The following is a 26,240-nucleotide window of genomic DNA, read 5'->3' on the forward strand; positions in this document are numbered from 1 at the left end:
AATCTATTAGTCCAAATTTTATGTATTGGTGGAATGAAAATGAATATTTCTGTTTTTGGTCTAGGCTATGTTGGTCTAGCAAATGCTTTATTATTGTCCCAAAATGAACAGGTTAAAGCATATGATATTGTAAAAGAAAAAATTGATCTTTTAAGTCAATCCAAATCACCATTAGAAGATAAAGAGATACACGAATTTTTAAAACGTGATGACTTAAATCTCGAATTTACGAATGATTTTGAAGATGCTGTAAACTTTGCAGACTATCTAATTATTGCAACACCAACTGATTATGACGAAGTTAAGAATTATTTTAATACATCTACAGTTGAAGATGTTATAGAAAAAGCTTTGGAGATTCGTCCTGATGCAACGTTTATCATAAAATCCACTGTTCCTGTTGGATATACCCTTGATGTCAAAGAAAAATTTAAAACTGAAAATATTATTTTCTCTCCAGAATTCCTTCGAGAAGGCAAAGCTCTTTATGATAACTTGCATCCTTCTCGTATCGTTGTAGGAGAAGTTTCTGATCGGGGAGCAGAAGTAGCCAGTTTGTTCAAAGAGAATGCGTGGGATGAGGATGTAACTGTTTTGCTAACAAACTCTACTGAGGCGGAGGCAATTAAGCTCTTTTCAAATACGTACCTAGCTTTGCGAGTTGCTTATTTCAATGAATTAGATACGTACGCTGAATCTCGTGGTTTAGATAGTCGACAAATTATCGAAGGGGTAGGTTTAGACCCAAGGATAGGTACTCATTACAACAATCCTTCGTTTGGTTACGGTGGTTATTGCTTACCTAAAGATACGAAGCAGTTGCGTGCAAATTATGAAGATGTGCCAAGTAATATTATTGGCGCAATTGTCGATGCCAATACAACTAGAAAAGATTTTATAGCTAATCAGATTCTGGCTAAAAACCCCAAAACTGTAGGGATTTATCGCTTAACAATGAAAGCTAATTCTGATAATTTTAGATATTCATCGATTCAAGGTATTATGAAGCGTATTAAAGCAAAAGGAATCGAGGTGGTGGTGTATGAACCATCCCTTAACGAGGAAACGTTCTTTAATTCTAAAGTGATTAAGGATTTTGAAGAATTTAAAGACATTTCGGATATCATTGTAAGTAATCGTTTTGAAAGTATTCTCGAAGATGTTAAAGAAAAGGTATATACGAGAGATATTTTTGGAGATAACTAATATTCTTTTGGAGGGGCAAAAATGAAAAAAGTTCGTAAAGCTGTTATTCCTGCAGCAGGGTTAGGGACCAGATTTTTACCAGCAACAAAAGCAATCGCAAAAGAAATGTTACCAATCGTTGATAAGCCAACGATTCAATTCATTGTTGAAGAAGCAATTGCTTCAGGAATTGAAGATATTTTAGTTGTCACAGGAAAAGCGAAACGTCCAATTGAAGATCATTTCGATTCAAACTTTGAATTGGAATCAAACCTATCATCAAAAGGAAAAAAAGAGCTTTTGGCACTTGTTGAAGAGACGACAGGAATCAATTTGCATTTTATTCGTCAAAAACGTCCTTTAGGTTTAGGACATGCGGTTCTCCAAGCAAAAGCTTTTGTAGGCGATGAACCATTTATCGTCATGCTGGGAGATGATATTATGGAAGATGATGTTCCATTAACAAAGCAGCTGATCAACAATTACGAGAAAACGAACGCATCCACTCTTGCGGTCATGAAAGTTCCTCATGAAGACACGTCAAAATATGGCATCATTAATCCCAGTGAAGAAGCCGCAAAAGATTTATATAGCGTGAGCGAATTTATCGAAAAACCATCACCTGCAGATGCTCCGAGTGATTTAGCAATTATTGGTCGCTACCTTTTGCGGCCAGAAATCTTTGGAATACTAGAGGATCAAGAACCAGGAGCAGGAAATGAAATTCAACTTACTGATGCGATCGATTCACTAAACAAGATCCAACGGGTATTTGCTCATGAATTTAAAGGCAAACGCTATGATGTTGGTGACAAGCTAGGAATGGTGGAAGCAAACATTGAATACGGATTAAAACATCCTGAAATCAAAGATGAACTTCGGAGTTATATCAAAGAGTTAGCTGAGCGAATATAAAATAAAAAGCAATCAGATGAAACTGATTGCTTTTTATTTATAATAATATTGAAGATTGCTTATAAAAATGTTATCTATTGTAATATGATATTCTGTTTCTGAATGAATATTTCTCAGGCAGCATTGATTATAGAGAAAGGAGGCTACAAACATGAACGTATTAATTACAGGTGGTGCTGGATTTATTGGGAGTAATTTTATCAGATTTGTAATGGAAAAAACGGAGAGTACGATCGTTAATTTAGACTTATTGACATATGCTGCAAATCTGGAATTTTTAAAAGAAATCCAACAATTACCTAATTACCATTTTATTCAGGGAAATATTAAAGATAGTACGTTGGTTATGATGACCATCCAAAAATTTAAAATTGATTGTATAATAAATTTTGCCGCAGAGTCTCATGTAGATAATTCAATAAAAAATGCGGAAGACTTTATTCAAACCAATATAGTTGGCACTGCCAGTTTGTTAGAATGTGCTAGATTATCCAAAATTAGATGTTTACAGATATCGACGGATGAAGTTTATGGTAGTTTAACAGAAGGATATGCTGATGAGAATACATTTTTGAATCCTAGTTCGCCATATTCTGCATCGAAGGCTGCTGCAGATCATCTTGTTATGTCCTATCATAAAACCTACGACTTGAATGTCAATATTGTTAGAGCAGCAAATAATTACGGTCCAAATCAATACAAAGAAAAATTGATCCCGTTGATGTTACATCAAATAAGCAATAATAAACCATTGCCGGTATATGACAATGGTTTGAATAAACGTGACTGGCTATATGTTGAAGACTTTTGCAGGGCAATCTTCATCATATTAGAATGCGGAAAAACGGGTGAAATTTATAATGTTAGCGCCCATGAAGAAATTGATAATCTTACTTTAGTAAAGAAGTTATGTCACTTATGCTCATATGATGAACGCATGATTGAATTTGTTGAAGATCGATTAGGTCATGATTATCGTTATGCCATGGAAACATCAAAGATAGAATCACTTGGCTGGAAACCAAAAACAAAACTAGAAGAAGGGTTGATCAAAACTGTAAAGTGGTACTCTGAAACCAAACGGTTGGAAAGTTGAAATAGCATATAATATCATGACTTTCATTGGATAATCCTTCATGGCTTACATCTCAAACTTCCGCCAATCAAACAAATAAATCACTCCTATTGCTTTAAACGTCAAATAGACAAAATGACCATAATTATGGCCAATCAGATGTAACGCATCAGCGGAAGCTCCTTTATTCGACCAAAGAGTAAAAACTAATATAATGGCTAAGATCAGCAGACCTTTTCCTAATGCAAAGACAATTGTTTTTGCAGGGAGGGGTTTTTTTTTTGTGAGGAAAAAGCCGAATAAAAGGACAAAGTTAACTAGTAACAAAAAATGTGCAACAGCTGTCCATAAGGTTATTGTTCCTGTAGGTGTTAAGAAGTCGGTGAAAACGCAAGCGACGACTGCAGTTAAATTGAGCAAGTATAGAGGAAGGCGAAAGGTTGGTTTCTTTTCGTCACTCTTTATTTCTGGTTCGTCTGCTAATTGTTCTGGTTTTAGCAGTGACTCTAAATCGATTTGGTAGAGATCACTTAATTTGATCAATGTATCGATGTCTGGGGTACTTCGATTGTTTTCCCAATTTGAGATCGTTTGTCTAGTAACAAATAATTTTTCGGAAACTTCTTGTTGGGTGAGTCCTAATTTCAAGCGACTCTCTTTTATTTTTTTAGCTATAGTCATTTCAATGCTCCTTCTGACCTATCCTATCATAAAGCGGTTCAAAGAAACAATTGTAAAGCTCGATTTAACGAAAAAATGCACAAGTCATTTTCTTTGTTCCTATAAGATTAAATTAAAATGAGATTCCTTCAGATGTTTCTAAAAAAATTTTTGGAATTACTCGATTTTTTTCAGTGAATCCTTCACCTGTAATAAGTAACAATTGTCATATATGAACTGATAAATGTTCAAAGATAGCACATATTCAGAGTAGAAGACAGTCTTACTCGAATCATTCAAAAAAGAAAGCCACGATCAAGTAAAAAATAGTTTCCTTTTTTGAAAATGAAATCGTTGATAAAACAAGGATGCAAAGAAGATTTGCGCTGATTTGCACTGGATTTGCTTGAAGGTAAGGGTGCTTGAATTATAAAATTCTGAAGAGGTGATGCAATGCGATGACAAGTGAATTAAGTATACATACGCTCAATGGTATTTCATGTGTCCGCATAAAAAATTTTTGATAGGAGTGGATTATACGCTAAATAAAAAATTGTTTGTAAATTAAAAATTAATAAATTATAATGATTTTTAGACGTGAAAAAAGTTTGGATAAAAAGGTTTTAATTTTGAAAAAGAAGGTTAAGGTGAAAGTTTGTGAAAAAGAAGTTTAAATATATTCTATCTTTAGTAATCTTATTAAGTGCTGCGGTGGTAACACCAGCATTTCAGGTAGTGGCGGAAAGCCAAGTGTTTTCAGAATCTCCGCAGGTGGATCAGGAAGAAGTGAAAACTGTACAATCTGATGATACGAATGCTTCTGCGGATGCTGGACAAGCTACCTTTCAAGTAGAAAATCCTACGCTAACAACAACGACCTCAGCGCGCGTGGATGCTAAGAATGAGCAAACACAAGCAAGTAGTGACAGTGAAGAAGCCATTACTGGATCAGGAAATAAGGATGAATATGCTGCAAGCCATCTAGATAATGTACCATCTTCTGTTAATGCATTGTCTGCAAGAGCTACCAATGCGCAACTGACGGTTCAAGTTTTAGATAGTAATTCAAACCAGCCAATCCAAGGCGCTTATTTCACATTGACCTCCTCGACATCTGGTGAAGTGACGTTGTTAGTCACGGACAGTTCAGGAAAGGTAACGATTCAGGTTCCTTCAGGGGGCTACTTTATTAAGCAAGTGGGTACAACGAATCAAAGATTGAACTACGCATTTACATCGATTGGAAATTCTATCAATTTGCAAGCAGGAGAAACCAAAACATTGGCACTTTATGAGCGTCAAATTGTAGGCGAGTATGCTTTTGGAGATAGCCCCGATACGATTCATATTCCTGTAAACAGTACCTTCGATTTCTCAACACAGGCATTAGGGATCGAGGCGTTTAAGTTAAATTTTAGCGGCAACATAGAAAAAAGTATTTCTGATTCACAGATCATTCCTTACTATACAAATGTTGATCCAAGCAAACCGGGGACTTACGTAGCAATTTTTATGGCTAGACAAGCTTCATATAGTGTATATACAACCCATGTAGTCAATGTCATTGTTGATCCGGAGCAGGTGGGAGAGGTAACTGTCAGATATCTTGATACTCAAGGGCAAGAAATCCATGAAACGAAGACTTTATCTGGTACCATTGGTGCTTCATATGATGCTAATACGAATGAGTATAAGTTATCAATTGACGGTTACACCCTAGAAGAAAGCCAATTACCAGAAAACAGTACTGGCGTATTTAGTGAAACAGCACAAATCATCACCTACATTTACACAAAAAATCCGATACAAGCTGCGGATGTAACTGTTGAATATGTGGATACAGAAGGCAAAGAAATACACTCCTCTCAAACGATTAGCGGCAATGTGGGCGACTCTTTCGATGCAAGCACAGATCAATATAAACTATCGATCGATGGCTACACTTTAGACGAAAGCCAATTACCAGAAAATCATAAAGGTGTGTTTAGCGAAACAGCGCAAACAGTCACCTACATCTACACGAAAAATCCGATACCCGCAGCTGATATAGTAGTGGAATACGTGGATTTAGAAGGCAACGAAATCCACGCTAGCCAAACGATTAGCGGGAATGTTGGCGACTCTTACGATGCAAGCACAGATCAATATAAACTATCAATCGATGGCTATACACTAGACGAAAGCCAATTACCAGAAAATAGTAAAGGCGTATTTAGCGAAACAGCGCAAACAGTCACCTACATTTACACAAAAAATCCGATACAAGCTGCGGATGTAACGATTGAGTATTTGGATACAGAAGGCAACGAAATACACGCTAGCCAAACGATTAGCGGTAATGTGGGTGATTCATATGATGCTAGCACAGAACAATACCAACTAAAAATCGATGGCTATACACTAGACGAAAGCCAATTACCAGAAAATAGTAAAGGTGTATTTAGCGAAACAGCACAAACCGTCACCTATATCTACACAAAAAATCCGATACCAGCAGCGGATATAACAGTCGAGTACGTAGATACAGAAGGCAACGAAATTCATCCTTCTCAAATTATAAGTGGAAACGTAGGCGAACCATACGATGTCAGCACGAAGAACTATCAATTAGTGATTGAAGGCTACACTTTAGACGAAAGCCAATTACCAGAAAACAGTAAGGGTGTATTTGGCGAAACAGCGCAAACAGTCACCTACATCTACAAAAAAAATCCGATACCCGCAGCGGATGTAACTGTTGAATATGTGGATACAGAAGGCAACGAAATACACTCCTCTCAAACGATTAGCGGTAATGTGGGCGACACTTTCGATGCTAGTACAGATCAATATAAACTAAAAATCGATGGCTATACATTGGATGAAAGCCAATTGCCAGAAAATAGTAAGGGTGTGTTTGGAGAAACAGCGCAAACCGTTACCTACATTTACACAAAAAATCCCGTACCCGCAGCAGATATAACGGTCAAATATGTGGATACAGAAGGCGAAGAAATTCACGCTTCACAAACGATCAGTGGAAACGTGGGCGACTCTTATGATGCAAGTACAGAAAAATATCAGCTTACAATCGAAGATTACACCTTAGACGAAAGCCAATTGCCAGAAAATAGTAAAGGCGTATTTAGCGAAACGGCACAAACCGTCACCTATATCTACACAAAAAATCCGATACCAGCAGCGGATGTAACGGTCGAGTATGTGGATACAGAAGGCAACGAGATTCACGCTAGCCAAACGATCAGTGGAAACGTAGGCGACTCTTATGATGCTAGTACAGAAACATATCAACTAGCAATCGAAGGCTACACATTGGATGAAAGCCAATTACCAGAAAATCTTAAAGGTGTGTTTAGTGAAACAGCACAAACCATCACTTACATCTATACAAAAAATCCGATCCCCGCAGCTGACGTAACGGTCGAGTACGCAGATACAGAAGGCAACGAAATTCACGCTTCACAAACGATTAGTGGAAACGTAGGCGACTCTTACGATGCTAGCACAGAAAAATATCAACTAACAATCGAAGGCTACACCTTAGATAAAACCCAATTACCAGAAAACAATAAGGGTGTGTTTGGAGAAACGGTACAAACAGTCACTTATATCTACACAAAAAATCCCGTACCAGCAGCAGATATAACGGTCGAGTACGTGGATACAGAAGGCAACGAAATTCGCTCTTCGCAAAAGATCAATGGAAACGTAGGCGAGTCTTATGATGCAAGCACAGATCAATACCAACTAAAAATCCATGGCTATACACTAGACGAAAGCCAATTGCCAGAAAATAGTAAAGGAATATTTAGCGAAACAACGCAAACAGTAACGTATATCTACACAAAAAATCCGATACCAGCAACGGATGTCACTGTGGAGTACGTGGATACGGAAGCTAAAGAAATTCACGCTTCACAAACAATTAGTGGAAACGTGGGCGAGTCTTACGATGCCAGCACAAAAAAATATCAGCTAACAATCGAAGGCTACATATTAGACGAAAGTCGGCTGCCGCAAAATGCCAAAGGTACATTCGGTAAGGAAGAGGCAACTGTGACGTATGTTTATACAAAAGAAAATGCAGCAACCGTCGTTATTTCTGATAAAAAAGAACCAACGGCGACTGTTACTTCGAAAAAAAGCGCTTCTGCACAAAGATTGCCGCAGACCGATGAACAGGGGACGTTGTTCCCATTTGTAGTTGGTTTGTGCTTTATCGCCACGGCAAGCTGGCTTTATTTCAGAAAGCGTAAATAGTGATCAAGTAAGCCTTTGGGTAAAGGCATTACTAACTATCAAAAAGGACAGCTAGGCTTCAGCTGTCCTTTTTGTTGCTTATTTACCTAAAAATGAAATGAATCCCAGAGAGTCATAGAGAAAATGGCAAATCCAGCTGACCCATACGCTATTGGATTTTTTCCAAACGTAGTTGAGTGCCAATCTGGCAGGCATCAAGGTGATCAATAATTGAGCTGGATGAAAGCCGTACGCTGGGATGTGCCATAAAGCGAACAGCACACTGCAAATGATGGATGACCAGGCAAAAGAAAGGCCTCTTTTCTGCAACGCCAACAAGAGGTTGGTACTAAGCAATTCTTCTCCCATCAGCATAAAGGGGACTTGCAAAAAGACCATTTGGACAGTGATGGTTTCGCTGATCGAGTTGGTTGTTGGTTGTCCAAAAATAGCGGCATAAATAAAGGAAAAGAACACGCCAGTCAAAATGACGAAAGGGATACCCCACAATAAAACGGTGAAACCAAAATGTTTGAACTGCTCCAAAAAGGTCGTTCGTAAGAGAAAATACCCTGCGCTAAATGCGAAGACCAGGTTCCAGATGGTACCGACGATCGATAACACGGAATCGTTTAGTGGAGTATATGGAAGTAATTGATAGGTTAACCCAATGATTAAGGTAAGAACGAATAAATAAACTGCTGATTTGTGTTTCATTTTGAACACATCCTTCATAGTAATTGCCACATGCTGAATTATAAACAGAAAAAACTTCAATGTACAAAAAGATATCTCTCATTATTTTTAAACAAAAAGAAAAAGCAGTGAACACGATATCATACTTGGCAGAATTGGTTTTATTAAAAGCAGAATAAAGGATTTCTAAGAGCAATTCTCAAAATTTGTGAACAAAAAGAGAAGTTTATAAGAATCACTGTAACACTGTTGAAATATTATTACGCTTATGTTACATTTTGTTTACGTTATTATGTTTGAGGGAGAATGTTTATGAAGAAATCAAGCAATGATTCAAATAATTCACAACATAGAGAAGCGACTTCTGAAAAACAAGCACCTATTTCAAGGGTCGAATCACATCAGAAGCAAACAACGGGAACGACAAGACGCACGCCAACCGCCAATCGTCAAGTTTCTAAAAAGAAGCCAGCCCATCGCAAGTATCTCTTTTCATTGATGACGCTGTTGACAATCGTCATTATCGCCACTGGCGGCTATATCGCTTTTACTTTGAAGCAGCAAGAAGAATTGGCACGAGAAAAATATGAAGCTGCCGCGCAAAAGCTATTAGCATCCATCCAAGAAGAGCAGGCCAAAGAGGGAATTCCCGCAAAACTTGAAACATTGTCTGATGGGGACAAAAAAGAATTGATTTTCCGACCAAAAGAAGAAAGTGCCATCCCGGTAAAGGATGCAAGTCAGAAATTATCGACCATGGCGAACAAGCTATGCAAAAAGCACGCCGACAAAGAGACCGTTACGATCGCTCGGATTCAAGCACAAGCAGTTGCATCAAAAGTGTCAACCTATTCCTTAAAAGCGGACAGCTATGTTTGGAATCGGGAGACTGGGCGGTTTGAAGATGCGGATAGCGTGGTTGCCGATCCAATTTTTATTTCCGAGAAAACCGGCAATGAATTATCCTTGAAAGACTTGGTTCCAGATGAAGGCAGCTTGCTAGGAATCCAGCAAGTGATTCAACAAAAGCTTTTGGATCAAGCCAAAGAACCGACTAAAATCCTTGATGCGGTCTTGGGGATGGACCGAATCACCTATGATTCAAAGTTTACTTATGATCCTGAAAAAATAACGCTCCAGTTGCCGCAAAATCAAACAGGCGTATCCGAGATCACTTTGGCTTACAAAGAGATTGCGCCGTTTATTGATCCAGAGCTGGTCAATGCGGATCAATTGAAAGAGCGACAAGCGATGTTAGACGAAAACAAAAAATATGTTGCGTTGACTTTTGATGATGGACCAAATGATACTTCGACATTGGATCTCTTAAAAATCTTGAAAGACAATGATGTGAAGGCAACGTTTTTTGAATTAGGCCAAATGGTGGATCGATACCCTGAAGTCGCGAAAAAAGTCCATGAGGAAGGGCATGAAATTGCCAGTCACTCCTATTCTCATCCCCAATTAAATGCGTTGTCGCCAGAGGAGGTCAAAGCGGAAATAACCAAAACGGACAAAGCCATCTATCAGGCGACAGGGGTCTTGCCTAAGAATTTGCGCCCGCCATATGGGGCGATCGATCAACAAAGCGCCCAAGCGGCAGGAAAATCAATCATTCAATGGAGTGTTGATACCGAGGATTGGAAGCTAAAAGATCCAAACAAGATTTTGAAGGTCGTCCAAAACAATGTTTACGATGGATCGATTATTTTGCTACATGATATTCATCCGAAATCTGTTCAAGCCGTGCCGGGTATCATCAAAGCACTCAAAGCGCAAGGCTATGAATTTGTGACGGTCGATCAATTGCTCAATGGCAACCAAAAACCAATGTATCAATACTTTGGTGCAACAGATGAACGCAGTGTTAGCTAATAGCTGAAAAAGGAAGTGATGGCAATCATCACTTCCTTTTTATTAAACAAACGCAGCAGTTGCCGCTTTATCACTCGGAGGAGGCAAATGCTCGGAGGTAGTCATCATCCAGCAGCAAAGCAAAATCATCGGCAAGGGCACCTTGATCCAATTCTCGCATGATAGCTAGCATCTTTGTGGTAATCCTTTTGCCTGCTTTTTTGTCACCGGTTCTTAAGAGCAACACGCCTTGGAAAAACTTGCAGACGGCTTGGTGGAAAAATTCTTTGTAGTCTGTCGCCAAAAGTTTTAATTGGACGACGAGAACTTCCGTCGCATCGTATTGCTGGTGTTTTAGCGTATATTCGATCAAATTGATCAGTAGTGCGCAATAGATTTCCCGACCTTTTTCCATATCGATGTAGTATTCGAGCATCTTGGATACTTTTTTGAAGAAGAGGAAATTATGGTCGTTGTCCAACAGGTCGATGGTGTTGCCAAATAGTTGGATTTCTTGTAACGTCCAGCTCTCAACATCAACGAGATAGGAGATAATCGTTTGACGATCACATTCCAAAACCGCTCGTTTCCGATAGACGCCATGCTCTGCCAAGCATTGCAACATGCGAATCCGTGAGCGGACCTCTGCGATGCGAACATTGTTCAGTCGGCTAGAGGTTTGTTGTAGTTCCTGTAATAGAATTTGTAACTGGTTGATATCGTGCTTGTTTGAATATTGCGTGTACCGATGGTTGTAGCTGTTTTGCTCATCCAGCCGATAGCCATTCGCGATATAGAGAAATTCATCGATATCCATTGATAGATTTTCTAAGATTTGCAACAGCAGGTTGGCAGCAATCTGATGCTTGCCTTTTTCAAATTCGATGGCATAAGACTTTGAAATAATCGTGCCATAGACTTCTTTTTGGGTGAAGCCTTTTTTCAATCGGATTTGTCTGATCGTTTCGCCATACATAAGAAAGCCTCCGCTCTCATTGAATTAATGAAATCATGTATCCCCATTATAGTAAAACAAGTCCAGTGTAGAAATTAAAAAGGTCTTATATTTCAGATCGCTTCCGGTTTCATGAGAAAACAGTTGGCAATTTTTGTGATGATTGTTGGTTAGACAGATACAAAAATAAACTAAGCCAATGTAAAAACGTGAGAACGCTGGGTTCTCACGTTTTTTTTATTTCTCATGGCGACCTTTCTTTCGAAAGAAAAGTAGACCAGCAATTCCAATGACCATTATCCCGACAGCTTGCATCAAAAAGGATAAAAGTCTATCTTCGCCTGTTTTGGGTAAATAGCGATTGTCAGCTGCAGTGTATGAATTGATCTGTTGCTTATGATTTAGTCGGGTTTTTTCGCGCTCTTCATTATTGTCAAAGTTTTTCTTAGATGGTTCTTTAGGTTTTTGTTGAACAAGTTTTTTTCTGATCGATTTGACTCTAGAAGGAGTGTTGCTTTTCTGTTGTCTATGAATGCCGTTATCCAAATTTTTCGTTTTCATTGCTTCAGATGACGGAAGGGCTGCAATCTGTTCTTTTCCGTTAGGGTGAACAATCGTCAATGCTTTAGGTTCAGCATTGACAGGAATTCCAGGTTGCGGGAATTCCGTTTGGCTTAAAGGTGTCGGTATCTTACTAGGTACAGCCATCGGAATTTTCGTCGGAACCAGAAATTCCTGATTCTGGTTGATCGCAGTTGGTGTAGCACCAGGTACAGCATAAGGTATTTTATTCGGCATCAAGGAATCAAAGGTTACTAAAGGAGTCGGACTTTTCTCAGGTACGGTCATAGGAGCTTTTGTCGGTACAAGAAATTCCTGCTTCTGGTTGATCGCAGTTGGTGTAGCACCAGGTACAGCATAAGGCACTTTATTCGGCACTAAAGAATCAAAGGTTACTAAAGGAGCAGGAATTTTCTCAGGTACAGCCATCGGAATTTTCGTCGGAACCAGAAATTCCTGATTCTGGTTAATCGCAGTTGGTGTAGCACCAGGTACAGCATAAGGCACTTTATTCGACACTAAGGAATCAAAGGTTACTAAAGGAACAGGAATTTTCTCAGGTACGGCTATCGGAGCTTTTGTCGGGACAGAATCGTCTTTCTTTTTTATTGAAGATACCGCTGGTTCATCAGGTACAGCATAGGGAGCGCTCGTAGGTACTACCTCTTGCTCTACTTTTCCTGAGGGTTTTGGAACAGCAGGAGGTACGGCTTGTGGTGTTCTTCTGGGTTCTTCAGTCGATCCTTGTTGCTCTGGATTGTCAGGTTTTATTTCTGGAACGGGGAATGGTTCTTTTGAAAGGGGAACTGTTTGCTCGTTTTGTTTTTTCAGCGCTGGTATCTGTTGCGGTTCACATGCTGGTTGTCTTTGCGAAGGAACTTGCAAAGTCGGATGAGGATCGGGCGCCTGTGCAGGTTTGCTTAATTGCTCGTTTGCAATCAATTGCTCCGCGTATTCCTTAGGAACGGCTTTGCCTTCGTCATACCAATAGTCACCATCTTTTAATAAGACATGATGGGTGGTTGGATCGGTCAAATAGGATGGATCTTTTTCCTGTGCGAAGCAGGTTTCAACAGTGAAGGTTCCTAAAATTGCAGTGGTCACTAAACTTGTTACTATTTCTTTTTTCATAATCTTCTCCCTTACATTTCTTTCTCAGACAAAGCTAAGACATATCAATACAAGAATCATTACTAGCCAATCCATCTTCTTATGCTCCTTATGTGATATTAGAAGAAGACGATTGGGCAGCTGCGTTTCCTTCTTACCAGCAAGTATAATCAAAAAGAATCTAATAAATGCTTAGGTCCAAAATGTAAGACCAAATAGCTACTGAAAAATTTAGCACAGATAAACAAGAAGCAAATGATATCTGAAGAAATTCTATTTCATGATGGCGCATGCTCAATTTTAATTGGGGATTTTCATTCCTTTTTTCACAGAACTTTTTACGAGCGTTTCGATTCCTTTTTATCATTAGTAAGAGTTATTTTAGGGGATATCGTGAAAAACGGCTTAAATATTTTTGTTTTTTTATTTGCAGAGGTAAAAAACGAGGTTGAAGACAAGAAAAAACAACATCATCGTTTTTCTCGTTTTTAATGCATAAGCATACAAATGTAATCGTATTCATTATGTTGATTAAATATAAAAAATGAAATGATTTTATGATAAAAAATGATAGTTTTTTTATAGATATGCACTTATTTGTCAGAGAAATATAAATAATTTTTGCTCGTTTATAAAATAAATGTTTTATGTTATGTAAGGTTAATTTCAGTGTTTTTTTAATTATTTATCGTGTTTATAATTTGTTGGAAAGAAATAAATTTGCTAGAATTTTGTTACACAGTGTGTTCGATTAGTTATTTTATCTCTCGGTTTTCACAAGCGCATTCTAATGTGCTGTGAAACGATTTGAACAAAAATCACTGGGTTTTTCAGAAAGCATGCGAAAAAATCTTCGCTGGGCTATCGGTAACTTTTGTTTTCTCTCTATGCCTTTGGGTGTTGGGTTGAAATAGATTTTCATCTGGTTTAAAAGGGGGCAGGAATCATTCCAGAGATCATCAGTTTTATCTTTTGTCGGTTAAATTATTTCGAACAGGAGGAGAATGAATGAAAGGCATAAATTACAAAAAGCTCATGGATTCAAAGAAAAACACACGCGTTCGAACAAAGAAAAATATTATTGCGAATTTAACTGTCAGTGGGATGTTGTTGACGAGTACCGTGGTCGTGCCAGCAAGTTTATTATGGGCACCAACGACGGTTGAAGCTGCTTTGGTTTCAGCTGAACTTTTCTCAGACATCACAGCGTCTAATAACTCAGGCACGAGTGCGTCTGCACCTTACGCAACTCCTGGTGCAACGAACCAAGTCAATTTCTCGATTTCTGGATCAAATGCAGTAACGGTTGATGTCTTGAATGGGGATAAAGTCGCAGTTGTTGGGGTTCCTCAAGGGCTTACTGGTTTGGTTCAACCGGCAGGAAATGCATCGATTTCCACCAATGTGACACTACAATTGGGAAATTTCCCAGCCTTGCAAACATTGATCGGGACAGTCACACCAGCAGTCAATACCTTGATCAGCACGGTGGATGGGATCGTCAATCAAAATTTAGCTGACGCATTGGATATTCCGCCAACAATCGTTGGGGGCTTGCCGAATCCGTTGTATACGGCGGCTTCAATCGTGGATGTCAGCCAAGTGATCACCGTCAATTTAAGTGAAATTGCTACCCAGTTAGACTTATTAAATCAACTTGGACAATTCGGCCAAGCGAATTTTGAAGTTCCAGCTGGACTAACCGATAACGAACGTGCCCTGATTGCCAATGTGGATGATGGTTTATTTATCGTTGTCAATCAGCGCATCAATCAAATTCTTGATAATTTACAAGCGGCACAGATCCAAGTCAGTATTCTAGATGGTGCCAGCGGCATCCCAGGAATTGGTACCTTGATCAGCGGGATCAATACACTGGTTCAAACGACGGTCAATACCGCCAAAGCGACTTTAAATGGCACGGTTGAAACTGCTCAAAATGTCTTGAATGCTACGACAGATCTAGCAGATCAGGTTGCTTCTGCTTCTGTTTTAGGTCAAACCAACGTGGTGATTCCAACGAATGTTACCAGTCCGACCTATGCGCAATTGGTTGAAAATGGTGTGGCGAATCCATCCACTCCTTACGAAGCTCGCTTCGAAGCAACGATGTCTCAGCTTGACCTCATCACCATTGATTTATTTACGGATGCTGACGGCAATAACTCGATTTGGTTTGCACCAGACACACCAGAAGATCAAACCGATACACCAACGATCAATCCATTGACAGCAGGGGAAACGACGATCAGCGGAACAGCTGAGCCAGGCGCAGCCATCACATTGGCGATCAACGGCGGTGCACCTATTACCACAACCGCAGATGGTGACGGCAATTGGACGGCGGAGGTCCCTGAATTGGTGGAAGGCGCTACAGTCACAGCCGTAGCGGAAGCGGATGGGGAATCGGCGAGTGAACCTGCGACGGCAACGGTAGCGGCTCCAGTGGTCAATGCCCCAACGGCTTCGATAACAGGAAACAGCACCGATGGGTATCCTGTGACGGGGACAGCCGCAGCAAATGCAGCCATTGAAATCACTAATGCCGAGGGTGAAGTCGTTGGCACTGGGACGGCAAATGAGAACGGCAACTACAGTATCACATTGAACCCAGCAGATGTAGCAGAAAATGAAAACTTGAATGTTGCTGCAATCGTCACTGCTGGCGGCCAAACGTACCGCAGTGGCAATACGCCAATCGTCGTTCCAGCAGACGATGCCGAGCAACAAACAGGAACACCAACGATCCAACCAGTGACTGCTGGGGATACAAGCGTCAGCGGAACGGCTGAGCCTGGTGCCTCGATTACTGTGACCGTCAACGGGGCAGATCCGATCGTGACGGAAGCCGATGAAGAGGGCAATTGGCGTGTTGATGTGGACGAAGTGTCAGAGGGCGATACAGTTTCAGCTGTTGCCGAACTAGCAGGACAAACACCAAGTCAGCCAGCAAGCACCACCGTGTCCGCCTTAACGGTCAATGCTCCGACGGCTTCAATCACAGGAAATAGTCAAGAAGGCTATCCAGTGACTGGAACAACTGCACCAAATGCGGCCATTGAGATCACCAATGCAGATGGCGAAATTGTTGGAACAGGTACTGCCAACGAGAATGGCGTTTATACGGTGACGTTAGATCCAGCAGATGTTGCCGCGGAAGAAACCCTGAATGTGACGGCGGTTGTGACCGCTGGCGGCGAAACCTATCGAAGCAACCCGACACCTGTTGTGGTGCCTGCAGATATCCTGCAGACGGAAACACCAACGATCGATCCAGTCAGTGCTGGAGATACGACCGTTAGTGGGACAGCCGAACCGGGGGCAACGATAACGATCACGCTTCCTGAAGGCGACCCAATCACGGCTGAAGCCGATGATGAAGGCAACTGGGAAACAACGGTTCCTGAATTGTCAGAAGGCGATTCCGTGACGGTCGTAGCCGAGTCTGAGGGCAAAGACCCGAGTGCCCCAATCACCGTGAGTGTAAACGGTTTAACCGTGGCGGCGCCAACAGCTACGATCACTGGAAATAGCACAGATGGGTATCCAGTAACGGGAACAGCGACTGCCAATGCAGCGATTGAAATTTTGAATGAAGCAGGCGATGTTGTTGGTAGTGGAACAGCCGATGACGAGGGCAACTTTACGATCACTCTTGATCCTCAAGAGGTGGCAGCTGGCGACAACTTGCGGGTGGAAGCGATCGTGACGGCTGGTGGTGAAGACTACCGCAGTACAGGCACACCACTTGTAGTTCCTGCAGATGATGTAGAAAACTTGACGGAAACACCAACGATCGACCCAGTAACAGCTGGAGATACGACCATCAGCGGAACGGCTGAACCAGGGGCAACAGTGACGATCACGCTGCCTGAAGGCGATCCAATCACGGCAGAAGCCGATGACGAAGGCAACTGGGAAGCGACGGTTCCTGAATTATCAGAAGGCGATACGGTAACAGTCGTTGCGGAAGCCGAAGGCAAAGATCCAAGTGCACCGATTACCGTGACCGTTGATGGTGTTACGGTCAGTGCACCGAGCGCTTCCATCACAGGCAATAGCACGGATGGCTATCCAGTCAGCGGAACAACGACACCGAATGCGGCCATTGAGATTTTGAATGAAGCAGGCGATGTTGTTGGTAGCACGACGGCGGATGACACGGGTGCTTATACCGTGACCTTAGATCCAGCCGATGTGACGCCAGAAGAAGCCTTGCAGGTAGTGGCAGTTGTGACAGCAGGCGGTCAAGACTACCGCAGTAATGCCACGCCAATCACGGTGCCAGCAGACATCGAACAAACAGGGACACCAACGATCGATCCGGTCACAGCAGGTGATACCTCGATTAGCGGAACGGCAGAACCAGGGTCGACTGTTACTGTGACGATCACCGATCAAGAACCAGTAACGGCTGAAACGGATGACGAAGGAAACTGGCTTGCAGAAGTGCCGGCAGTCTCTGGTGGCGATACAGTTACGGTCGTTGCGGAAGCCGAAGGCAAAGAGCCAAGCGCGCCAATCAGCGTTGGAGTCGCAGGAGTGACCGTAGCAGCACCGACAGCGATCATCAGCGGCAATAGTACCGATGGCTATCCAATCACGGGGACTGCTCCAGCGAATGCAGCGATCGAAGTGCTGAATGAAGCAGGCGATGTGATTGGTACTGGCACAGCCGATGGAGATGGAAACTATACGGTAACCATCACACCAGCCGATGCAGCACCAGAAGAAACCTTGTCTGTCGTTGCGATCGTAACAGCTGGCGGGGATGAGTACCGCAGTCCTGCCACACCAGTGACGGTCCCAGCAGATGAGCTTGAACAAACAGAATTACCAACGATCGACCCAATCAACGCCGGGGATACGACGATCAGTGGGACTGCCGAACCAGGCGCTACGGTGACGGTAACGATCCCAGGTGAAGAACCGGTGACTGGTGAAGCCGATGACGAGGGCAACTGGACGGTTGAAGTTCCTGAAGTTTCTGAAGGAGAAACCGTCACAGTGGTCGCACAAGCACCAGACAAAGACCCAAGTGCACCAATCAGTGTTGGGGTCAATGGGTTGACGATCGCTACACCAACCGCGACGATCAGCGGAAATAGTACCGATGGGTACCCAGTAACGGGAACGGCACCAGCCAATGCAGCCATCGAAATCTTGAATGCCGATGACGAGGTCGTAGGTACTGGCACCGCCAATGACGAAGGCCAATACACGATCACGTTGACGAGTGATGATGCGTCTCCAGCTGAAACCTTACGGGTGGTGGCGGTAGTCACAGCCGGTGGTCAAGCCTACCGCAGTGCGGCTGCACCAATCACAGTACCATTGGATCAAACCGCAGTGCCAACCATTGAAGCGGTGACAGCCGGCGACACTACGATCAGTGGAACGGCTGAACCTGGGGCGACAGTTTCGGTAACGATTGGTGACGCAGAGCCAGTCACTGCCGAAGCAGATGACGAAGGCAATTGGACGGCAACGGTGCCCGAGGTTTCTCAAGGTGAAACAGTTTCCGTGGTAGCGACCCTTGATGGGGAAACACCAAGTGACGCAGCAACGGTCGTCGTAAATCCACTCAGTGTGGCGACACCGACAGCAGCGATCAGCGGCAATAGTACAGAGGGGTATCCAGTTACAGGAACGGCAACGCCAAATGCAGCGATTGAGATCTTAAATGCAGCCGGTGAGGTTGTCGGCAGTGGCGAAGCAAATGAGGAAGGTGCCTACAACATCACCTTGAGCAGTAGTGATGTTGATCCTTCAGAACCACTTCAGGTGGTGGCAGTGGTAACAGCTGGCGGCGATGAATACCGCAGTGCGCCGCTTTCCATCGTGGTACCAGCAGACCAGACGACCACACCAACGATCGAGCCAGTGCAAGCAGGGGATACATCAGTCGGAGGAACGGCCGAACCTGGTTCAACGGTAACGGTGGAGATTCCTGGAGAAGATCCAGTGACTGCCGAAACGGATGAGGAAGGCAATTGGACGGTCACCGTACCAGAGCTTTCAGAAGTCGACACGGTCACAGTGGTTGCTGAAGCTGAAGGCAAAGACCCAAGTGAACCAATCAGTGTCGGTGTCGGTGCCTTGAACGTGGCAGCACCAACGGCAACGATCACTGGCAACAGTACTGACGGCTATCCAGTCACAGGGACAGCACCAGCCAACGCAGCCATTGAAATCTTAAATGATGACAATGAAGTGGTGGGCAGTGGGACTGCCAATGGAGACGGTGAGTATACGATCACCTTGACAGAAGGTGTTTCTCCAGCAGAAAACTTGCGAGTGGTAGCAGTGGTAACTGCTGGCGGTCAAGAATACCGCAGTCCAGCAACTACTATCGTGGTGCCAGAAGATAACGCAGAAGACCAAACAGCAGCACCGACTGTCGCACCCGTGGTTGCTGGGGCTACAACCGTTAGCGGAACGGCTGAACCTGGGGCAGATGTAACGGTGGAACTACCAAACGGCGATACTGTTACAGTGGCAGCGAATGACGAAGGTGAGTGGACGGCAACTGTGCCGACGGTTTCTCTGGATGATGTCTTGACAGTTACTGCCTTGGCAGACGGCAAAACAGAAAGTTTACCAGTAACAGTGACGGTGCAAGGGCTGATCGTGGCAGCACCAACGGCAACGATTTCTGGCAATAGTGCAGATGGCTATCCAGTAACTGGTACAGCACCAGCTAATGCGTCAATCGAAATCTTAAATGCTGATGATCAAGTGATTGGCACAGGGACGGCCAATGAGAATGGTGTTTACACCGTTACCTTGACCAGTGAAGAGGCATCAGCAGGAGAAACGGTCCGTGTCATTGCAATCGTTTCAGCAGGTGGGGATGACTTCCGTAGTCAACCAACGGCTGTCGTGGTACCTGCGGATCAAACGGCGACACCAACGATCAATCCAGCAGTGGCTGGCGCGACAGAAATCAGCGGGACAGCCGAACCAGGAGCAATAGTCAACGTGACGGTCGGTGAGCAAGACCCAATCTCAGCCGAAGTTGACGAAGAGGGCAATTGGCAAGTTGATGTGCCAGAGCTTTCCGAAGGGACGACTGTTACGGCAGTGGCAGAAGTAGAAAATGAAACACCAAGTACACCAGCAACGATCACAGTCGGTGCATTAACGGTGGCGGCTCCTAGTGCGTCTATCACCGGCAATGCAGCCGATGGCTATCCAGTGACCGGAACAGGACCAGCGAATGCGACCATCGAAATCTTGAATGAAGCTGGCGAGACAGTTGGAACGGGTACGACCGATGATGCAGGGCTTTACACGATCGATTTGACTAGTGAAGATGTCTCTCCTGAAGAAAACTTGACGGTTGTTGCGGTGGTCACAGCTGGTGGTACAGATTATCGCAGTCCAGCGACACCGATCATGGTGCCAACTGAACCGGGTGAAAATCAAACAACAGTACCAACGGTTGATCCAATCATAGCAGGCGATGAAACAGTTAGCGGAACGGCCGAACCTGGCTCAACTGTAACTGTGACACTACCTGATGGCACAGAAGAGACCGCCGAAACAGATGACGAAGGCAACTGGAGTGTCGATGTGCCTGAATTGTCTGAAGGGGATACCATCACAGTCGTCGCAGACAGTGACGGCAAAGACCCAAGTGATCCAATCACTGTCATCGTTGAAGGAGTGACTGTCGCAGCACCAACAGCTTCCATCAGCGGCAACAGCACGGATGGTTACCCAGTGACTGGTACAGCGCCAGCCAATGCAGCGATCGAGATCTTGAATGCAGCCAATGAAGTCGTTGGCACAGGCACTGCCGATGGAGACGGCAACTATACAGTGGAGTTAACTGCTGAAACTGTCGATCCAGAAGAAACCTTAAACGTCGTTGCCATCGTTACAGCTGGTGGGAAAGAGTATCGCAGTAATCCAACAGCGGTCATCGTACCAGCAGATGCGGTAGTGGATCAGACAGCTGCACCAACGATCGATCCAATCACGGCGGGGGATACCAGCATCAGCGGAACGGCTGAACCAGGTTCAACCGTGACGATCACCGTACCAGATGCGGAACCAATCACGGCTGAAACGGATGACGAAGGCAATTGGACGGCAGAAGTACCAGAAGTTTCTGAAGGCGATGCAGTCACTGTTGTGGCACAATCACCTGACAAAGAGCCAAGCGCTCCAGTCACAGTTGGCGTGGGTGCGTTGACGGTCACTGCTCCTAGTGCAACTATCACAGGGAATAGCACGGAGGGCTATCCAGTAACTGGAACGGCACCAGCCAATGCCACCGTACAAATCTTGAATAGCGATGGACAAATCGTCGGTTCAGGAACTGCAGATGCGGAAGGAAACTACAGTATCACTCTTGAACCAACAGCTGTTGCACCAGCGGAAAGCTTAACCGTCGTTGCAGTTCTGACAGCTGGCGGCAAAGAATACCGCAGTAACGCGACACCGATCGTGGTACCTTTGGATCAAGAAGAGCAACAAACTGCAACACCAACGATCGATCCAGTCAAAGCTGGCGATACGACGATCAGCGGGACTGCCGAACCAGGTTCAACGGTGACGGTAACGATTGGTGAAAATGAACCGATCACGACCGAAACGGACGAAGAGGGCAATTGGACAGTCGAGGTACCTGAAGTTGCGGAGGGTGATACCGTCACTGTTGTGGCACAATCACCTGAAAAAGATCCTAGTGCACCAATCACAGTGAGTGTGGATGGCATCACGGTTTCAGCACCGACCGCGTCCATCACTGGCAATCCAGAGGATGGTTACCCAGTGACAGGGATGGCAGCACCAAATGCGGCGATTGAAATCTTGAATGAAGCGGGAGACGTCGTTGGATCAGGCACTACCGATGAAAATGGCAACTACACGATCACGCTCTCTGGTGAAGCAGTGTCTCCTGAAGAATCACTGAACGTCGTTGCGATCATCACCGCTGGTGGCAAAGACTATCGGAGTAATGCGACACCAATCGTAGTGCCCGTTGAGAATACGATCGATCAAACCGCTACACCAATCATCGAACCAGTCACAGCTGGTGACACGACTATCACTGGTACTGCTGTACCGGGAGCGATGGTCACCGTGACGGTAACGGGCGAAGAAGCGGTTGAAACCGAAGCAGATGAAGCAGGAAATTGGTCAGTGGACGTTGCCGAAGTTTCTCGAGATGAAATCGTAACAGCAGTGGCGCAAAGCGAAGGAGAAACCGCCAGTGAACCAGCAACGACCGTTGTTAATGGCATCACGGTCAACGCACCTTCAGCATCCATTACTGGGAATTCCCAAGAAGGCTATCCAGTAACCGGGAACGGTCCTGCCAATGCAGCGATTGAAATTTTGAATGAAGCGGGGGATGTTGTTGGAACAGGCACTACCGATGAAAATGGTGACTATACGATCACATTGAGTAGTGAGGATGTCGCACCAGAAGAAAACTTATCGGTTGTGGCGATCATTACTGCTGGCGGGGATGACTACCGCAGTAATGCGACACCAATCGTCGTACCTGTCGATGATGAAATCATCAAGACAGATACACCAACTATTGACCCAGTTACAGCTGGTGATACAACGATCAGCGGAACGAGTGAGCCAGGTGCTACGATCACCGTTACCATCAGCGATCCGTTAACAAGTAGATTCCTGACCATCTTCGCGGCTGAAGGACCAATCACAACGATCGCCGATCAAAATGGCGACTGGCGTGTTGAGCTATCCGCGGAAGCGACGGAAGGTGAAACCGTTACGGTTCTTGCTTTAGCAGATGGCGAAACCCTAAGTGATCCGACGACGACCGTAGTCGATGCTTTGACGGTTGATGCACCGGTTGCTACAATCACTGGCAATCCTACCGATGGCTATCCAGTTTTCGGGAATGGACCAGCCAATGCGGCGATCGAAATCTTGAATGAAGCAGGTGATGTTGTCGGAACTGGAACGACCAATGGAAATGGTGCGTTTAGCATCACATTAGATCCAGAGGATGTTTCACCAGAAGAAACCCTTAACGTTGTGGCGATCGTTACAGCAGGTGGCAGAGAATACCGCAGTGCTGCAACACCAATCGTGGTACCAACGGGTGACAATGGCACGGATGGCAGCGATGGCACGGATGGCACCAATGGTTCTGATGGTACGAATGGTACCGACGGAAGCAACGGCGCTTGGGGCAACTGGGGCAATTGGGGAAACAATAACTGGAACAGCAACAATAACAACCAAAGCTGGTGGGGAAGTAAATTCTTACCGAAAACGGGATCAGAAGGAACCTGGTACGCTTCAGTAATCGGAGCAGCAGTCTTCGTTGTCGGAGGAATCGGCTTGTTCTTCAAAGCAAGAAAGAAAAAAGATCAGCAAAAATAGCATGACTTTACCAGCGGAGTGGACATCCTCCGCTGGTATATCTAGTGAATCAAAACTTTGAAGCATTGATCATCGTTTCGTAAAGAAAGGGTTAGAAATGGTATGGAAAGCAGAAGGAGGGAAAAACGTTTTTACAAATGGACGATTGCTCAGGTGATTTTCTTGTTGACCAGCATCAGTTTCGTCAATTTGTATTTTTTAACAACGACCAAAGAAGCTGAGGCGGCAGTGAACGTATTAGATGTGGAAATTTTAAGCAATTTAACGAGTGCCAATACAAGTGGTACTTCAGCAAGTGCACCTTGGCCAGGCAGTGTGACAAATCGACCAGTGACTTTTTCGATCAAAGGGAACGGGGGTTTGAATGCTTCTGTGAATGTCAACGGTGAGGATAAATTTGCTTTGTTGGCGATCCCCACAGAGTTGAGAACTAGCATCAGTGCCAATGGGCCAGCAGCTATCAAAACGTCGACCACAGTCAATATTGCCAATGTCCCGCTTTTGAATGCGATTTTAACAGCGCTTGATTCCTTGACCAGCTCCTTAAATCTCAATCTCGGGATCGTGCAAATCGATTTAACGGCTGTCAATCAGCAAATTTCCTTGCTAAAAACCGTTGGTAATTTAGGAAATGTAGAAATGACTAGCCCGTTGCAGTTTACTACCCAAAGAGAAGCGTTGTATGCCAATATGAGTTCAAACCTCGGTGTCGTTTTAGGAACCAATGTCCCGCAAATTTTACGGAATTTAAGCACGGCGATCCAAAATATCCAGATCCGAGTGATCGGCATCGATATTGGCGGCGTCGTTCGCGCCTTGCTGCAAGGGTTGCTCAATACTCTGCTTAGCACCGTAACGTCAGCGTTAAACAATTTGGCAACTGTCCAAGAACAGCTGGCGGATGCAGCTGTTTTAGGAGCAACGGATGTTCAAATTCCGACGTTACTTTCAGGTCCGGGTCAGTTGACTGCAAATTGGACCGCTAATTTTTCCGCTTCTGTTTTGAAGGCAAAGCCGACGGACATCAATCTCTTGAACTTTAGTGCGCTAAATATCAGCAGTCGCCAAACCATGATTTATTTCATGGTCGAAGCACTGACGATGGATCGGACGAATCTGCCGACTCAGCTGAATTTTGGCCGACATGCCATTCAAACGAAAAAGAGTGAGACGTGGCGGGCAACCGCCAACGGCGACCAAAGCGCAGCTGCTACAACCGGGATTTTACGGATCAACGATACCCGCAATCGGCAGAAAAAATGGCAAGTCAAGGTCAGACAATCCACCAATTGGGTCAATGGCACGCGAACATTGCCAGCTGCCGAATTAAGGGTTCAGCTTGGAACTGTCAATTCGACATTTACAGACGGTCGAGTGGTTTTACCTGATAATGCAACGATTGCCCTGCAGCAAAATGTCGAAAAAAATGTGGTGACGTTGGAAAATGCGGCATCGACTGGTGGACTGACTGTTAATTTTTCCCAGTTCAATTTATTTGTACCTGAGAAAACACCTAAATTTCAAGGTCAGTATCGCGCCACAGTCGTGTGGACCGTTTCCGATACACCTTAAAAAGGAAGAGCAGAATGAAAAAAAAATCCCTTGTGCTGCTTCTGATTTTGATGATCGGCAGTTTCTGCAGTTTCGTTCCATCAGCAGTAGCCAATACGACGACTGGCAACATTGAGTTTTATGAAGGACCAACGGAAACAGCTAGCAGTGATTCCATTGATGAAGAAATTGAACCACCGACCAGTCAAGAAACGGTCACTAACGCAGAAGAACCGCTGCCACAGCTTGCAGAAACCAATCACTTTTGGCTGCCCGTAATAGGCGGATTCTTCATTAGTCTGACATTGATCATTTGCATCAAAAAAAGGAGGATGGCAAAATGATTTCAAAGAAATCGATAATAGGCGCATTGGGGGTATTGACTGCACTTAGCTTCGGTGCGACAGTGCAAGCAGATGACACGACTGGTGTCGTAGAATATACCTCTGGGGGCATCGTGTTTGACCCTGACAAAGGCGGGAGTGATCCCAATACGCAGCTACCAACGAATTTAGATTTTGGTGCCCATGAAATCCAAACAGAAAATGCCGAAACGTGGGTGGCTACTACGGATGGGACTGGACTACCTGGGGATGGGTCAACGCTGCAAAGAGGGGCAGTTGCGGTCAGCGATAATCGAGGACAGGCGAACTCTTCTTGGGCGATCAAAGTACGGCAAGCAACCCAATTTACAGCAGGAGACAGCACGTTGGACGGTGCGGTATTAACGGTAGATACGGGGACGTTGACCAATAACTTGAGTTCGCCGCCAACAGGAACCAGTGATATTGCCAATGGCGAGCTTGATTTTGCGGCGATCAACAATGAGTATGCGTTCTTGACCGCCAATGCTGGCGAAGGGATCGGTGAAACGTCGATGCCTTTAGAACAATTTACCCTTTCGATCCCAGCCAATACGGAAAAACAATCAGCAACCTACCAAACGACCCTCGTTTGGACGATCAGCAGTGCGCCGACGACCCCATAGGGCAGTAGTCATTGCGTAACAGTTAGCAGAAAAAAAGCAGCTTGCCTGAGCGGCTGCTTTTTATGCTAGCTGATTTT

At 44.2% G+C, this 26,240-nt stretch carries 13 protein-coding genes; 9 read left to right on the forward strand and 4 right to left on the reverse strand.

Annotated features, from left to right (window positions below):
• Positions 1-39: 39 nt before the first annotated feature.
• From IGI76_RS05745 to rfbB, 3 genes are all read left to right on the forward strand, one after another.
• Positions 40-1,206, forward strand: a complete 1,167-nt coding sequence (locus IGI76_RS05745; RefSeq protein WP_270266547.1) for a nucleotide sugar dehydrogenase — start codon at positions 40-42, stop codon at positions 1,204-1,206.
• 21 nt (positions 1,207-1,227) lie between these two features.
• Complete coding sequence (gene galU, locus IGI76_RS05750) at positions 1,228-2,100, forward strand: UTP--glucose-1-phosphate uridylyltransferase GalU (RefSeq protein WP_086338432.1); 873 nt, start codon at positions 1,228-1,230, stop codon at positions 2,098-2,100.
• Positions 2,101-2,251: 151 nt separating this feature from the next.
• Positions 2,252-3,196 (forward strand): dTDP-glucose 4,6-dehydratase, encoded by a 945-nt coding sequence (gene rfbB / locus IGI76_RS05755; RefSeq protein WP_438781201.1) that lies wholly within the window; start codon positions 2,252-2,254, stop codon positions 3,194-3,196.
• Positions 3,197-3,241: 45 nt separating this feature from the next.
• Here rfbB and IGI76_RS05760 read toward each other — a convergent pair whose 3' ends face one another.
• Positions 3,242-3,856, reverse strand: coding sequence for a helix-turn-helix domain-containing protein (locus IGI76_RS05760; RefSeq protein ID WP_270266549.1), 615 nt, complete (start codon positions 3,854-3,856; stop codon positions 3,242-3,244).
• A gap of 636 nt (positions 3,857-4,492) precedes the next feature.
• Between IGI76_RS05760 and IGI76_RS05765 the strand changes: the two genes are divergently transcribed.
• The gene (locus tag IGI76_RS05765) at positions 4,493-8,095 is read left to right on the forward strand and encodes a MucBP domain-containing protein (RefSeq protein WP_438781203.1); all 3,603 of its coding nucleotides are present in this window, start codon (positions 4,493-4,495) and stop codon (positions 8,093-8,095) included.
• Positions 8,096-8,173: 78 nt separating this feature from the next.
• Here IGI76_RS05765 and IGI76_RS05770 read toward each other — a convergent pair whose 3' ends face one another.
• Complete coding sequence (locus IGI76_RS05770; RefSeq protein WP_270266550.1) at positions 8,174-8,791, reverse strand: CPBP family intramembrane glutamic endopeptidase; 618 nt, start codon at positions 8,789-8,791, stop codon at positions 8,174-8,176.
• A gap of 291 nt (positions 8,792-9,082) precedes the next feature.
• Here IGI76_RS05770 and IGI76_RS05775 point away from each other — a divergent pair, with 291 nt between their 5' ends.
• Positions 9,083-10,645 carry a polysaccharide deacetylase family protein gene (locus IGI76_RS05775; RefSeq protein ID WP_270266551.1) on the forward strand — a complete coding sequence of 521 codons (1,563 nt, stop codon included), beginning with the start codon at positions 9,083-9,085 and terminating at the stop codon, positions 10,643-10,645.
• A gap of 70 nt (positions 10,646-10,715) precedes the next feature.
• On the opposite strand, the gene IGI76_RS05780 is transcribed toward IGI76_RS05775, so the two are convergent.
• Together IGI76_RS05780 and IGI76_RS05785 are read right to left on the reverse strand one after the other, a co-directional pair.
• Positions 10,716-11,600, reverse strand: coding sequence for a helix-turn-helix domain-containing protein (locus tag IGI76_RS05780; RefSeq protein ID WP_142962533.1), 885 nt, complete (start codon positions 11,598-11,600; stop codon positions 10,716-10,718).
• Positions 11,601-11,816: 216 nt separating this feature from the next.
• Positions 11,817-13,271 (reverse strand): LPXTG cell wall anchor domain-containing protein, encoded by a 1,455-nt coding sequence (locus tag IGI76_RS05785; protein ID WP_270266552.1) that lies wholly within the window; start codon positions 13,269-13,271, stop codon positions 11,817-11,819.
• 987 nt (positions 13,272-14,258) lie between these two features.
• On the opposite strand from IGI76_RS05785, the gene IGI76_RS05790 reads away from it, so the two are divergent.
• From IGI76_RS05790 to IGI76_RS05805, 4 genes are all read left to right on the forward strand, one after another.
• A complete protein-coding gene (locus IGI76_RS05790) occupies positions 14,259-23,624 on the forward strand; it encodes an Ig-like domain-containing protein (protein WP_438781207.1) in 9,366 nt (3,121 codons plus the stop codon).
• Between the two features lie 102 nt (positions 23,625-23,726).
• Positions 23,727-25,196 (forward strand): adhesive domain-containing protein, encoded by a 1,470-nt coding sequence (locus IGI76_RS05795; RefSeq protein ID WP_194193003.1) that lies wholly within the window; start codon positions 23,727-23,729, stop codon positions 25,194-25,196.
• Between the two features lie 14 nt (positions 25,197-25,210).
• The gene (locus IGI76_RS05800; protein WP_194193002.1) at positions 25,211-25,519 is read left to right on the forward strand and encodes a hypothetical protein; all 309 of its coding nucleotides are present in this window, start codon (positions 25,211-25,213) and stop codon (positions 25,517-25,519) included.
• The gene (locus IGI76_RS05805; protein ID WP_167823390.1) at positions 25,516-26,163 is read left to right on the forward strand and encodes a WxL domain-containing protein; all 648 of its coding nucleotides are present in this window, start codon (positions 25,516-25,518) and stop codon (positions 26,161-26,163) included. The genes IGI76_RS05800 and IGI76_RS05805 overlap by 4 nt, the downstream gene beginning before the upstream one ends.
• The last annotated feature ends 77 nt before the right edge of the window (positions 26,164-26,240 follow it).

It is taken from the genome of Enterococcus sp. DIV2449a (assembly GCF_051711225.1).
Lineage (GTDB): Bacteria > Bacillota > Bacilli > Lactobacillales > Enterococcaceae > Enterococcus_D > Enterococcus_D casseliflavus.

Bases quoted from the DNA above. Each gene is read 5' to 3' on its own strand.
- IGI76_RS05805 (WP_167823390.1), top strand. From the start codon at position 25,516: ATGATTTCAAAGAAATCGATAATAGGCGCATTGGGGGTATTGACTGCA.
- IGI76_RS05790 (WP_438781207.1), top strand. From the start codon at position 14,259: ATGAAAGGCATAAATTACAAAAAGCTCATGGATTCAAAGAAAAACACA.
- galU (WP_086338432.1), top strand. From the start codon at position 1,228: ATGAAAAAAGTTCGTAAAGCTGTTATTCCTGCAGCAGGGTTAGGGACC.
- IGI76_RS05780 (WP_142962533.1), bottom strand. From the start codon at position 11,600: ATGTATGGCGAAACGATCAGACAAATCCGATTGAAAAAAGGCTTCACC.
- IGI76_RS05795 (WP_194193003.1), top strand. From the start codon at position 23,727: ATGGAAAGCAGAAGGAGGGAAAAACGTTTTTACAAATGGACGATTGCT.
- IGI76_RS05745 (WP_270266547.1), top strand. From the start codon at position 40: ATGAATATTTCTGTTTTTGGTCTAGGCTATGTTGGTCTAGCAAATGCT.
- IGI76_RS05775 (WP_270266551.1), top strand. From the start codon at position 9,083: ATGAAGAAATCAAGCAATGATTCAAATAATTCACAACATAGAGAAGCG.
- IGI76_RS05770 (WP_270266550.1), bottom strand. From the start codon at position 8,791: ATGAAACACAAATCAGCAGTTTATTTATTCGTTCTTACCTTAATCATT.
- IGI76_RS05785 (WP_270266552.1), bottom strand. From the start codon at position 13,271: ATGAAAAAAGAAATAGTAACAAGTTTAGTGACCACTGCAATTTTAGGA.
- IGI76_RS05760 (WP_270266549.1), bottom strand. From the start codon at position 3,856: ATGACTATAGCTAAAAAAATAAAAGAGAGTCGCTTGAAATTAGGACTC.
- rfbB (WP_438781201.1), top strand. From the start codon at position 2,252: ATGAACGTATTAATTACAGGTGGTGCTGGATTTATTGGGAGTAATTTT.
- IGI76_RS05800 (WP_194193002.1), top strand. From the start codon at position 25,211: ATGAAAAAAAAATCCCTTGTGCTGCTTCTGATTTTGATGATCGGCAGT.